This window comes from Clostridium moutaii, assembly GCF_041205085.1.
Lineage (GTDB): Bacteria > Bacillota > Clostridia > Clostridiales > Clostridiaceae > Clostridium_B > Clostridium_B moutaii.
In genome coordinates, this window is record NZ_JBGEWD010000002.1 from 231,700 (window position 1) to 244,909 (window position 13,210).

Sequence of the window (13,210 nt, forward strand, 5' to 3'; positions counted from 1 at the left end):
CATATAACCTCTCATAAATTCTCAATACCCTTTTATACCATAGTTGAAAGATGGAAGCTTACCATCTTTCTTCTTACCCTATAAATTTGCAACAAAAAATAGTACATGAAATGATAATTATTTTAATTATTATTTGACATACTATTTTAAAATCATTATATTTTATAAAAACCAACTAATGAACTTATAGGATAATTAATAGATACTTAAAGAACTAAATATCAATTTATACTGAAAAAACTAATTGAACTGTCTTTGTTAAAACATCTGAATAGCTGTAAGTCACTTTCCTTTGGGTGTCACTTTCCAACCTAATTACAAATATGCTGGGATAAGCCTTTTCTATTATTCCTTTATTTACAAAAACTTTTCTCCTACCACCATTTGCCTTTAAAGTTACCTTATCTCCTACATGATTTTCAATATTCTTTCTTATAGAAGCTAATACATTTACTCCTTCCATTCTCTAAACACCCTCTCTCTACATCTTATATTATACATCATAAGGTTAATTATGTCAACCAAACTATCTAGTATATAGTTAATAATTTATTTTGTCAATATTAATTTTTTGTAAACAAGGCCCGCATAGTTTTATTTATACTATATATATTACTATTTCTTCAAGTCACTCATATATACAATAATATTTACAACTTTTATAGTTTTTATACATACGGTGACTTTGGGAATCCCTCCCTGTACTTTCCCCTGGTTTGTAATCCTCCAATTCCATTAGTCCTGGTTATAGTATTTCTTATGGCTTCCTGAATAGACACAACCTTTTCTATATTGGTATATGCTATTTTTTCGCATAAAAATACAGGATCTAAACAATGTATAAGTACTCTACTTGGCGAACTGGCATAATTAGCACCCGAATCCAAAATTCTTTCATAACAAGATTGACAGGCTCCTGCAAATATTACCAGATCATCATAATTAGATTCATAATTTCTAAGTTCTGATACTGTTTCAACAAAATATTTGGAATTTTTATAATTATCTAAGTTCATATAATCCGTGGCACCTTTTACTATGGAATCATGCCCTGTAATTACAATTATGTCCGGTTTTATTTTTTTTACCAATTCTACTACCTTTACTGGTTGATCCTTTTCAGATATATTTGCACCTACTACATCCAATAAAAGCTGCTTATATACTTTAAGACATACATCCAAATACTCTGGATCACCATCTACATGAAGTATCTTTCCTGGTCTTCCAAAGGCCAATTCATTTTTAGAATCATGGGATGCAAACTTCGTTATGTTATATTCTTGCACCGCTCCCCCTTCATGCCTGAAACCTCCCCTGCTAATTAAAATATTTCTAATTGATTTATTAACCTGTTTATTAAATATCTTTTCATCTCTCGTAAGAGACTGCCCCTCCACACTCTCCAAATCTTCCTCTGTGGAATCTGCAATTAATCTTAAATTTATTCCCTTTAAAATATAAATATTGCCGCTTCTTTCTTCCTTTATATCTATTATTTTAAAAGTTATATCTCTATCATATGATTTTCTTACTACCACATCACCTATTTTCATAATCTAACATCCCCATATATAAAAAGTCATGATATATATATATGACTTTGTTCTTTTTTAAGTGCAAAAAATAAGACCTATACTGGATTTAATTTAATAATCCACATAGGCCTGAACTTTTTAATTTAAATCTATTTTTGGTTATAAATATTTTTAAATTCTTCAATAAAATCAATATATTTTTTCTGCTCAGAAATCAATTCCTCCAACTTATTATTAAAGGTATTCAATTGCCAATTAACTTCATTATAATAATATCTATTTGCCAGTCTCCAAAATCGTTGAGGAAATAGCAAAAAGGCAAATATCACCCTATATTCTTCTTCTTTAAGCGGACTTACCTCATTATAAGAATCAAGTATAAGTTTAGCATTTTCTATATTCCAATCTGATCTTTTCAAAACCTTAATCATAAAAGATGATATATCGTAGCTTCTTACTTCCCTTTTACAATAATCAAAGTCTATTACATTTACATTATTGTCATTATCTATCACTATGTTGTGATATGTAAAATCATGATGACAAAATCCTTTTTCCTCTTTTGTTATATCACATAATTCATCATATTTGGAATCCCTTAGTACTTCAATAGCTTTTCTTCCAAAATCCTTATAAAATTGAATAACTTTCATATAATTCAAATCGAAACTTTCCTTATTGCTTTTTTTTCTGCCCATGTCTCTCATCTTATCCAGAGCCTTAACTCGCTTTTCCATAAGATGATGCCATCTCCCAAGATCCGTCTTAAGCTTGCTGTTTTCAGGCGGCTCATATCCTTTAGAAGCTATGTGCATGTTTGCCAAGCACTTAGAAGCACTTATAACATCCTCTTTGTTTTTAAAATCACACTCCCTACCGTTAATCCACTCTGAGAGGGTATAAATATCTTCATTCACAAGAGCATAAGGATTTCCATCTATATTAACATAATATTTATCTACATATGGGAATCCATTATTTATTAAATGTTCCTTAGCTCCATAAACAAATAAAAGTTTTTGGGTTCCGTAATTTACCTTCTTTAAACACTTCATTCCTTTATTAGTTTTCAAAAGATATACTCCCCTGTTTGGCCTTATATTTTCAATTTTTACATCAAATTGTCTTTCTATTTCAAATTCTCGCATCATGTTAATCACCCCTATATATCTATATGAACAGCTAAGTTATTTTAGAAGAATATTAACATTTTTAACTGGATTTTAATATAATAAAATATACCAATTTAGAGAGGAATAATTCTATGAAAATAGGAATTGATGGTCGTGCCGCAAAATTGTATAGAGGTACTGGCATAGGCACTTATACTTACCAGCTTATAAACTGTTTAAATAATATTGATAATATAAATAGTTATTTGCTTTTCATGCCGAAAAGCTTCAGAAATGATATATGTCTAAAAAAAAATTTTACTTTAAACACTATTTCTCCGCAAAATAAAACTAGCTTTTGGGAGGAAATAAATATACCTAACAAAATAAAATATAACAAAATAGAATTATATCACGTACCACAAAACGGTGTGGGACTTCCCATGGATAAAGATTGTAAATTTGTTATAACTCTTCATGATGTAATTCCCTATAAAATGCCTGGAACTGTAAGCAGCAGATATTTAAAAATTTTTTCAGAGTACATTCCTGAAATAATACCTAAATGTGATGGAATAATTACAGTTTCAGATTTCTCCAAAAAGGACATAATGAAAGCTTTTAATTTTCCTGAAGATAAAATATATGTTACTCATTTAGCCAGCGAAGAAATATATAAGCCTTTAGATAAAAACATAAGTAAATATATAGCTAAAAGATATTATTCTATAACTGGGGATTATATACTTTATGTTGGTGGATTTAGTCCCAGGAAAAATATATTGGGTTTAATTGAAAGCTTTAATAGATTGATATCATTGTACAAAAAACCTATAAAACTTGTAATAGCAGGTACAAAGGGGAAATCATACAGTACGTACAAGGAGCGCACTGAAACACTAAATATATCTGACAAAGTTATATTTCCTGGTTTTATATCCATGGAACACCTTCCATTTATATATAACGCTGCTAAATTATTCGTATATCCCTCTTTCTATGAGGGATTTGGTCTGCCTCCCATAGAAGCTATGGCCTGTGGAATTCCTGTAATAACTTCAGATACCACTTCTCTTCCTGAAGTTGTCGGTGACGGGGCTCTTCTCATAGATCCTGAAGATCAAAATAAATTATGCGAGGCCATGCTAAATGTACTATCAGATGATAATCTTAAAAAGAAACTTATATCCTCTGGCATTCAGAGAATCTCCCAATTAAGTTGGAAAAAAACAGCTAATGACACCATAACCATATATAATAAAATCATAGGGAAAAAATGATCCCATGAAATACACATGCCCTTGAAATAAATATACTGCTTATTTCAAGGGTATCATATTTTAATTATTTAAGATTGTATTCTTGAATTCTTCTAAAAACTCCATTCTATCCTCTTTATATCTTGTTTTTCTCTTTAATCTATCCAAAAACACTTCCTCTTCCCAATCCTTTCTTTTAGTATAATAATCTTTTGATATAGTATAAAAGTCATTGGGGAAATTTAGCATGGCATATAATACTTCAAGTTCCCTATCACTTAAAGTATTTTTATTACAGTACCCCTCTATTATTGATTTGGTTTTTTCCATGTCGAAGGCAAAATTTTTAATAACTTTATTTATAAAATTACACAAATCATGTACCTTAAGATCTATAATGGCATAATCAAAATCTAAAAAATAAGCTTTATTGTCATTTATCATTATATTATGATAAGCTAAATCATGATGACATACCACTATTTTGTCCTCTTCGCTGCAAAGCTTATAATAACAGGACTTTTCCAGCAACCTTTCACTTTTTTTTATCTCTTTTATATAATATCTTGAATTATCTATAAATATCTCATCAAATTCCGTCTTCTTCTCATGTATGTTTGCTATACTTCTAAAAAACTCCATTTCCTGAACTCTTCTTTTAAAAACATCAATAAGTCTTCCATTATTATATTTATTATTCATGCTGCTTTTAAATCCTTCCGAAGCAAGATGGAATTCTCCCAATCCTTCAGATGCAATATCCAAATCTACAGGATTACTAAAATTACATTCTTTTCCTTGAACCATATCCATTATGCAATACATATCACCTTTCCAAATTGTATATATGTCACCTTTCTTATTCTTTAGGAAATTAACTACCCTGGGAAATTTATTTCTTACATAAGTTAAAATTTCATAAATAAATTTTAGCTCATCTAAAGTGTACTCTACCTTCTTTAATATCTTTTCCCCTTTATTTGTAGAAACCATATATACATTTCTTATAGGTACAATATCATTTATTTCCAAATCGAATCTATCAAAAAGCTCTACGCATAGATCATATTTAGCTAAATATTTTTTTTCCCCATATCTATCTACCAATTGAAGACCTCCTTTATCACCTGATATAATTTAAATCAGACTATCTCCATCTTCATTCATAGCCTTATTTAACTTACTTAGGTATTCCTCCTCATCCCAATTTTTAGTATGATATTTATACCTGCTGTAACATTTCATAAATTCGTAGGGATAAGATAACATGGATAATATAAATTGTACGCTATTGTCATTTAAAGATTCACACTTACAAAAGTCAGCAGCGGTGTGAATAAAATCAATATCCACACCTTTTCTTTTTAACCTGTTTAAAAAATATACCGCATCCATTTCCACCATATTATAACAGCAGCCTTTTACATCCATTACTTCTATATTATTATCCTTTCTCAAGTTGTCAAAACAGGTATCTCTAAGACACATTTCAATTCTGTTCATACTTCTAACTATCAACTCTATATAATGGTTTTTATATAAATTGTCAACACACTTTTCTGATCTTGTCAAATATTTTCTTCCCACATGACTTATCTTTTCCTGAAAACCACTTTTACTTTTTAAATTTTCTATTACATCTAAATCCTTTTTAAACCTTCTATTATAAATCTTATACTGTTCTACTGTTCTACCTATGTTATTATCTAATCTCTTATTCATAACACCGGTATATCCTAAAGTTCTTTTATGAAATTCACTTATTATACATATTTGATCTTTTATTTTATTCAGAGTTAAATCTTTATATTTGACCTTGTCTTTAAATTCCTTTACTAAAAATATCCCTTTTGATTCTAAGTATCTTACAAAATATGACTCAATATTGTGGCAGTACACTCTCAAATCACCTCGTAATTTTACTTTTGTCCCGATTTTATTTGTGAACTTTTTTCATTTCCCTCAATATACGTCTTTTCTTTTTTTCAAGTTTCATAACTTCTTTTTTCCTCTTGTTCATTTTCTCCAATTGTTTAACAGTTTTTTTCAAACTTTCTGCCTTATTTTCATAGTAACCTAAATCAGTACTTTCAAGTTCTCCTGTCTTTTGAGAATGTGATCTTTTATGTGACATAGGTTTATTCCTCCTTCTTAATCAACTATATTTTTCATTCTTAAACTCATCTATAAACTCCAATTTTTTCTGTCTATCTTTGAGCATTTTATTTAATTTTTTTATAAAGAAATCCTCTCCCCATGGTTGTTTTTCCCAATAGTACTGTATTCCAATTTGCCAATAATTCTGTGGGAATTCCATAAAGGCAGCCATAATGGGTATATCTTCCTGACTTACCCTATTTATTGCACTGTAGGCATCTATAATAAAATTTGCATTGTCAATTCTCCATCTTCCATTTTTCATTCTTCTTATGAGCAAACTGGACAGATCATGGAGATGGGTATCCATCATACAGTAATCAAAATCTATAATATTTACTTCACCTTGAGTATCTATTAATACATTATGGTTTGCATAATCATGGTGGCAAAACCCACCATCCTTTATTTGTTTTTTCATACTGTCCATATAACCAGAGATTTTCAAATGTTCTATAGAACTTTCTGCAATATTAATTTCCTTTTCCATAGCCTTTAAATACAATATATCAAATTCTCCCTTATGTGATTTATTCAGTATTCTTTTTTTAAAATCCAGTATTTCATCTCTTCTGGTTAAAAAGTTATCTATCCACTTAAACCACCCTATTCTTGGATTCATTCTATCAGTAACTTGAAAATTGTGACTTTTTTTGTGCAGCTCTGCTAATTTTGAAGTAGCAACTAAAATATCCAAGGGATTGTCATAATTACATTGTCTGGAATTAACCCATTTACACAAATAGGCATAGGAATCGCCCATTTTTATAAATTTCTTTTTATTTTTAGTATTAATTATTTCAGGTATGTTTTTAAACTTTTTATTTTGGAGATGCTTTATAGCTGAAATTATAAATAGAAAATGTCCGAAGTCATAATTTATCACTTTCAAACAATATTCTTTATATTTTGTATGAATTTTATATATGCTTTTTATTTTTTCTATGAATTCAATATGGAGATCATAGGCATCTTCAACATATTTTCGTACTTCTAATATATCCAAAAGCTTCTTCCTCCAAAAATTATTATATACGTAGTATATGTCTGACCATACATGTATGTGATAGATAGAACTTCATTTAACTTTGGATTCAAAAGTTACGTTCACCTTTTTATACAAGTGCTAATAATATATATATTAGAACGCTTCAATCAGTTTAGTGTTACTAGAGTGTGGAGGTAGAGAACAATGAAAATTGCCGTTGATGCAAGGGGGATTAATTGGTATAAAGGTACTGGCATAGGCACTTATACAGAAAAAATATTAAAATTCATGATTAAAAACCACATGGAGAATTTTTATAATATATACTGGTCAGGTAATAATTATAAAAATTTCAGACAGGATAATACTAAAATAATAATGGCTTCTAAAAGACAACATAGATTTTTTGAGCAATATTACTTTCCAACAAATTTAAAAAAAGAAACTGTAGATATATATCATATTCCTCAAAACGGTATTGGCATATCTGAAAATATAAGTTGTAAAAAAATTGTCACTATACATGACTTAATACCTTATGTGCTTCCTGAAACCGTAGGGAAAGGATACCTGGGAAAATTTTTAAAAGAGATGCCTAATATTATCAATTTAGCTGATGGAATAATAACTGTATCCAATTGTTCAAAAAAGGATATTCTAAAATTTTTCCCTATAGATGAAAATAAAATATTCATAACTCCTTTAGCTGCTGATGACAAATACAAACCCCTGGAAAAGGACAAATGTAAACATGCAATAAAAATTAAATATAATATAGAGAATCCATTTATTCTCTATATAGGAGGTTTTAGTCCTAGAAAAAATGTATCCTCATTAATTACTGCCTTTTCTAAAGTTCACAAAAATTTAGATAGGAATTATGACTTAATTATAGTAGGTTCTAATAAAGATGATTTAGATATGCTAAAAAATTTAAGTACAGACTTAAATATAAAAGAAAATGTTAAATTCACAGGATTCGTGGAAGAAAAAATGCTGCCTGTTTTCTATAATGCCTGCGATACCTTCATATATCCATCCTTATATGAAGGATTTGGTCTTCCTCCACTAGAGGCCATGAGTTGTGGTACTCCTGTAATAACTTCAGATGTATCATCTATTCCAGAAGTAGTGGGTGATGGCGGCATTCTTATAAATCCATTTGATATAAAAAGCCTTATGTACTCCATAGAGGCCTTACTTAATGATGAAAGTATAAGAGAGGAATTGAGCTTGAAAGCTTTAAAACAAGCATCCAAATTTTCCTGGGAAAAAACTTCGGAAAATACTATTAATGCTTACAATAAAATTTTAAATATTTAATTATTCCATAAAAAACAAAACCTTTTAACTACTCCCATGCTTAGTTAAAAGGTTCTGTTTTTATGTTAAAAGATCCCTATGATTAATTCCCTATGATTTTATTATACCCTAATTTTTAAATTTTGTAAACGTTTCATTAACTCAAATTTAAAAATTTTATTTTTTAATCTCATTTTTCAAAGATGCTTCTATATTTTCTGATATAGTTTTAAAATCTTGATTTTCTACAATAGGTTCAGTTAAAATCTCCTTTACTTTTTCCCGTACCTTAGGAAAATCTTTAGTATAATTTATACTAAAACTTCCCTGCTCCACTCCAGCAAATAAATTCCATGCCTTACTATCAAAATACGGGACTTGTTTATTCAAATCCACAAGATTGTATATATCCATGTTTACCGGAAATCTGCCATAATCATTCAATAAATCCATTTGTAATTCATCATCTGTAAGTGCAAAATTTATAAAATCCTGTGTCAGGTTAACTTGTTTAGTATTTTTATTTATGATTAAATTTATTCCTCCCAGGGAAACATCCCTATTTCCCCCTGGTTCAAAAGAAGGAAGTTTTATTATTCCCCATTTATAACTATCTTTTGGATAATCATTCATTAATGCTTTAGCATAAGTTGGATCCCCGATAAATGACACTATTTTATCTCCCTTTAGTCTGTTTATGAGTTCGCTTTTGGAATTAAAATCTTCTATTAAGTTCTCCCCATAAAGAATTTTGGCCATTTCTATAATTCTGGACCATTTTTCAGATTGAAAACTTAATTTCCCGCTTTCATTAAAATAACTTGTTCCCAGTTCATTTGCAAGCAATAAAAAAATATCATTATTATCATCGGAAAGATTTCCCATGAGCACTTTCCCAGTGTCCTCCTTTATTTTTCTTCCCACTTCTATATAGTCGCTCCAGGTCTTTATATTATCTACATCTATGTTTTCTTTGGCAAATATATCCTTCCTATATATTAAAGCCTTGGGGCATGTATCCCATGGTAATGCATAAATTGACCCTTTCATAGTATCATTATTCATCTTATTATTTAACAAAGTATTTTTATATAAATTTCCTGAATCTGTTATTTTTAAAATTCTATCCGAATATACAGATAAAATATGCTTTACATAACTATCATCCAATGTTATTATATCTGCCGCATACTGAGAATTATCCAGTATGGACTTGATGTTATTATCTGTATCCTTTACTACTATAACATCCACATTGACCTTTTTATGTACTTCTCTAAATCTACTTGCTGCAAGCTTTAGTTGGGGACCATGCTCTACATCAGTTACAATTTCAATATTTCCTTGAAGTGATTCTTTACTGACCTCATTGTCCTGATGTCTATTACATGAAACTGCAAAAATTGAAGTTAAAGCTAATATCAAAAATAATACCGTCTTTATATATCTATTCATAAAAACTCTCCTATACATTTCTGTTAATTGCAATTTACCATATGTATTTTACACTAATATTAACAAATAAAAGTATATCTTTCAACTTCTCCTTATATCTATTTACAAATCCAAAAAATTAAAACATCCAAAGAATTTATTCTTCTTCGGATGTTTTAAAGATCTAACCCTTAGACATTTTGTAATTGCCCTCACAGTTAAAATCCTTTTTCCATGCCTTTTCCGCATAAGGTTTAAAATCCTTTGACAATTTATCCAGCTTCTTCTGAAATTCAGGATCTTCCAGCATCCTCCTTGCACCTTCGTCTGTAGGTCTTGCTCCCGTTTTCTTTGCAATTTCTCTAATTTGTTCCGTATTATCAATCATCATGCAAGGTAATAATAAATTATCATTGTATGGCTGTCTGTGTCTCAGCTCATTAAAAAAGTTTGATTTAAATACATCTACAAGTTTTTTGCCCTTTAAATTGTCAACTGCAAAATGAGCAAATATACAAGGTTCCACTTCCTCCTCCGAATTTATGTGGCAATAAAATTTTCCTGCAATGCACCCTCCAACGTAAGGAGCATCATTGAAAAAGTCAATTGCAAAATAAGGTTTTGTAGTTCTTATCTTTCTCACTCTTTCTCCCAAACGTATTCTTTGTTCTGGAGTAAGCATCAAGTCTACATCAGGTTCTTTACCTACGGGCATAAATATAAAATACCAGCTCATTTTAGCCCCTTTTTCTATTAACATATCTATAAATTCATCTGACGTCACCGTATCTATGTTATATCTGCTAGTTGCTGTAGAAACTCCAAATATGACTCCACGTTCTTTTAGGAGATCCATTGCATGCATAACCTGCTTGAATATTCCCTTGCCCCTTCTTTCATCCGTTTCTTTCTCAAATCCCTCCAAAGAAAACATGGGAATTACATTGCCGAGTTTTTTTATCCTATCTGCTAATTTTTCATTAAATAAAGTACCATTTGAGAACGGAGTAAACATACAGTCACTATATTTTTCATATATATCAAGCATATAGTCATTTATAAAAGGTTCTCCTCCAAGAATCACAAAATAATAAATTCCAAGATCTCTAGCCTCTCCAATAATTCTATCTACTTCTTCCTTTGGAATATCGTCTTCCTTGCTGTAACTTGAAGCATAGCATCCAGTACATCTCAAATTACATCTCATAGATGGACTCATAAGAATGGTAAATGGAGTTTTTATCCCTGTATCCTGAAAGAATTTTTCCCTCTTTGGTATTCCATACCAAGCTGCATTTGCAAAAAAATTAGTAAAAAATTTGTCCAGACACTTTTTATTTGAATCTTTGACAACATCAATAGCAAGTTTATGAATTGCAGAATTCGTTTTATATAATTCTTCAACTCTCTCTACCTTAGCTAGATTGTCCTTATCTTTTTTTACTGTTTTTTTAATTAATGCAAATATCTTATCAAGACTTTCCTCTGGATCCCTGTCAAGTAACTCCACTCCAGCTTTAACCAATGCATCCTTAGCTGCCTTTTCTAATATTCCAGTTACCTTCATATGACATTCCTCCTAAATAATAATAATAATAATATAAGAAACGAATGCTTAAAAACATCCATTTCTTTTTTCACTACATAGGATATAAACAATAATATAATAGGCAAATGAGCAAATACTATTATATAATACATGTTATTTATATACCATTATAATATAGCTTTTAACATCTATTTGTCAACATTCAGTTCAAACAGCTGCAATTTATATTTTATAGTTTTTATCCGAAGAATACCATTTGCTAACACCCCCACATAAAGTGGGGGGTAAGCACTACACCCCTGTATAAGTTCTTCTAAGACTCAGATACAGAAATCAATCCCTTATGAACAAACTTCACCTGAACCTAGATCACTTGATGGGGATCACAGTATTTTGTTAAATTAAGTTCTAAAACTTCACTGCTTTAATAATTGAATCATAGCCTCTTTATACACATCGTTGATACCTATTTTATTTTTCAATGCAAGTTTCTTGCAATCCTCATATTCAATTTTACTTTTTATCTTTTTTCCTTTATAATAAGCATTTTTTACACTGACCTCACCATATTTGGTAGCTACCTTTGTAAAATTTCTATTTAATATATTTCTCTGCATTCTATACTTTCTGAATCCCAATGTAGTAGTTTGAGTTAAGATAATATCCCTTATCTTTTCCTCTACCTTTGACTTATATAATACAGTCAGTTTTACTGCAGGTCTTTCCTTTTTCATAATTATAGGGGTCAAATATACATCTGATGCTCCATTTTGCAGTAACATATCCATTATACACTGATACATTTCAGGATTCATGTCATCTATGTTACATTCTATAACCTGTATATCTTCCACCTTATAATCTTTATCATTGAAATCATATTCGTCTAGCTTCTCCCCATTAACTGATATATATTCAATTCTATGATTTTTATTCTCATTAAAATTTTTGTATTTAATATATTTTTCTTCTGGAATAACCTCTCCTAAAAAGACTCTCAATACATTTGGAATGTCATCATTGTCCCTATGCCCTATACCATATCCTATTTTATCTATTTTAAAATTTTTATTTTCTGTATATCTTGAAGAAAAATAGGATAATATTGCTGCACCAGTTGGAGTAGTGGCCTCAAAGGGTACCTCAGCTTTTATAGGAACATTTTGAAGTATTTCCGCTGTAGCAGGTGCTGGCACCGGCAGTATTCCATGAGCACATTTTACAAATCCCTTGCCTACTTCTACCTTAGATGATTCCACCTTGTCTACACTTAAATAATCAAAACATATGGCAGCCCCCACAATATCAACTATAGAATCCACCGCTCCTACTTCATGAAAATGTATTTCATTCAAAGGTTTATTGTGCACTTTGGCTTCAGCCTGTGCCACCTTTTTAAAAATTTCTAAACTTATATTTTTAACTTTCGAATTTAAATTGCTGGAATTTATTATATTTTCTACATCCTTTAAATTTCTATTGAAATGGCAACTATGATCATAATTTTTTTTATGATTTTGTTCTTCTAAAATCACATCTACTTTAGTACCCGAAATTCCACTTTTTATATCCTTATTGATATGTATATCATAACCTTCAACATTTAATTTTGCCAGCTCGGAAATCAAATATTTCCCATCTACGCCCAAATCCAACAGTGCTGCCAGATTCATATCTCCACTTATTCCAGAAAAGCAATCATAATAGAGTATCCTCATAATTTTTAATCTCCTGTATCATCTTTTACTAATTTATGATCTAATCTTATCATAAATATGGATATTTTGTATAATAGTTTCTTAAAATTAATTTTAATTCTATATGCAGCTCAATAATATGAAAACTAAATGCTTTATGCCAAAACAACCTCA

The 13,210-nt window shown here is 29.8% G+C and carries 12 protein-coding genes; 2 read left to right on the forward strand and 10 right to left on the reverse strand.

From position 1 onward, the window contains the following. Positions 1-226 precede the first annotated feature (226 nt). The 3 genes from AB8U03_RS03855 to AB8U03_RS03865 form a co-directional block, all read right to left on the reverse strand. Entirely contained in the window at positions 227-463 is a 237-nt protein-coding gene (locus AB8U03_RS03855; protein WP_369703229.1) for a Veg family protein, read from the reverse strand. A gap of 205 nt (positions 464-668) precedes the next feature. After that, positions 669-1,556: a sporulation peptidase YabG gene (gene yabG / locus AB8U03_RS03860; RefSeq protein WP_369703230.1), complete on the reverse strand. Its 888-nt coding sequence runs from the start codon at positions 1,554-1,556 to the stop codon at positions 669-671. Between the two features lie 131 nt (positions 1,557-1,687). Next, positions 1,688-2,689, reverse strand: coding sequence for a CotS family spore coat protein (locus AB8U03_RS03865; RefSeq protein WP_369703231.1), 1,002 nt, complete (start codon positions 2,687-2,689; stop codon positions 1,688-1,690). 113 nt (positions 2,690-2,802) lie between these two features. On the opposite strand from AB8U03_RS03865, the gene AB8U03_RS03870 reads away from it, so the two are divergent. Beyond that, positions 2,803-3,930 (forward strand): glycosyltransferase family 4 protein, encoded by a 1,128-nt coding sequence (locus AB8U03_RS03870; RefSeq protein ID WP_369703232.1) that lies wholly within the window; start codon positions 2,803-2,805, stop codon positions 3,928-3,930. 60 nt (positions 3,931-3,990) lie between these two features. Here AB8U03_RS03870 and AB8U03_RS03875 read toward each other — a convergent pair whose 3' ends face one another. Genes AB8U03_RS03875 through AB8U03_RS03890 form a run of 4 tightly spaced genes read right to left on the reverse strand, consistent with a single transcriptional unit; the run spans position 3,991 to position 7,072 of the window. After that, positions 3,991-5,016 carry a CotS family spore coat protein gene (locus tag AB8U03_RS03875; protein ID WP_369703233.1) on the reverse strand — a complete coding sequence of 342 codons (1,026 nt, stop codon included), beginning with the start codon at positions 5,014-5,016 and terminating at the stop codon, positions 3,991-3,993. A gap of 30 nt (positions 5,017-5,046) precedes the next feature. Beyond that, a complete protein-coding gene (locus tag AB8U03_RS03880; protein ID WP_369703234.1) occupies positions 5,047-5,808 on the reverse strand; it encodes a spore coat protein in 762 nt (253 codons plus the stop codon). A gap of 37 nt (positions 5,809-5,845) precedes the next feature. Next, positions 5,846-6,043: a hypothetical protein gene (locus AB8U03_RS03885; protein ID WP_369703235.1), complete on the reverse strand. Its 198-nt coding sequence runs from the start codon at positions 6,041-6,043 to the stop codon at positions 5,846-5,848. Positions 6,044-6,064: 21 nt separating this feature from the next. Beyond that, positions 6,065-7,072, reverse strand: a complete 1,008-nt coding sequence (locus AB8U03_RS03890; protein ID WP_369703236.1) for a CotS family spore coat protein — start codon at positions 7,070-7,072, stop codon at positions 6,065-6,067. A gap of 186 nt (positions 7,073-7,258) precedes the next feature. On the opposite strand from AB8U03_RS03890, the gene AB8U03_RS03895 reads away from it, so the two are divergent. Beyond that, positions 7,259-8,377 carry a glycosyltransferase family 4 protein gene (locus AB8U03_RS03895; protein WP_369703237.1) on the forward strand — a complete coding sequence of 373 codons (1,119 nt, stop codon included), beginning with the start codon at positions 7,259-7,261 and terminating at the stop codon, positions 8,375-8,377. Positions 8,378-8,533: 156 nt separating this feature from the next. On the opposite strand, the gene AB8U03_RS03900 is transcribed toward AB8U03_RS03895, so the two are convergent. The 3 genes from AB8U03_RS03900 to larC form a co-directional block, all read right to left on the reverse strand. Next, positions 8,534-9,811, reverse strand: a complete 1,278-nt coding sequence (locus tag AB8U03_RS03900; RefSeq protein ID WP_369703238.1) for an ABC transporter substrate-binding protein — start codon at positions 9,809-9,811, stop codon at positions 8,534-8,536. Positions 9,812-9,974: 163 nt separating this feature from the next. Then, on the reverse strand, positions 9,975-11,357 hold the full coding sequence (locus AB8U03_RS03905; protein WP_369703239.1) for a radical SAM protein: 1,383 nt from the start codon (positions 11,355-11,357) through the stop codon (positions 9,975-9,977). Between the two features lie 398 nt (positions 11,358-11,755). Continuing rightward, on the reverse strand, positions 11,756-13,057 hold the full coding sequence (gene larC, locus AB8U03_RS03910) for a nickel pincer cofactor biosynthesis protein LarC (RefSeq protein WP_369703240.1): 1,302 nt from the start codon (positions 13,055-13,057) through the stop codon (positions 11,756-11,758). Positions 13,058-13,210: the final 153 nt, after the last annotated feature.

What these genes read in the sequence shown, in the direction of transcription:
- larC (WP_369703240.1), bottom strand. Translation starts at nt 13,057, where the DNA reads ATGAGGATACTCTATTATGATTGCTTTTCTGGAATAAGTGGAGATATG.
- yabG (WP_369703230.1), bottom strand. Translation starts at nt 1,556, where the DNA reads ATGAAAATAGGTGATGTGGTAGTAAGAAAATCATATGATAGAGATATA.
- AB8U03_RS03900 (WP_369703238.1), bottom strand. Translation starts at nt 9,811, where the DNA reads ATGAATAGATATATAAAGACGGTATTATTTTTGATATTAGCTTTAACT.
- AB8U03_RS03865 (WP_369703231.1), bottom strand. Translation starts at nt 2,689, where the DNA reads ATGATGCGAGAATTTGAAATAGAAAGACAATTTGATGTAAAAATTGAA.
- AB8U03_RS03885 (WP_369703235.1), bottom strand. Translation starts at nt 6,043, where the DNA reads ATGTCACATAAAAGATCACATTCTCAAAAGACAGGAGAACTTGAAAGT.
- AB8U03_RS03870 (WP_369703232.1), top strand. Translation starts at nt 2,803, where the DNA reads ATGAAAATAGGAATTGATGGTCGTGCCGCAAAATTGTATAGAGGTACT.
- AB8U03_RS03905 (WP_369703239.1), bottom strand. Translation starts at nt 11,357, where the DNA reads ATGAAGGTAACTGGAATATTAGAAAAGGCAGCTAAGGATGCATTGGTT.
- AB8U03_RS03895 (WP_369703237.1), top strand. Translation starts at nt 7,259, where the DNA reads ATGAAAATTGCCGTTGATGCAAGGGGGATTAATTGGTATAAAGGTACT.
- AB8U03_RS03855 (WP_369703229.1), bottom strand. Translation starts at nt 463, where the DNA reads ATGGAAGGAGTAAATGTATTAGCTTCTATAAGAAAGAATATTGAAAAT.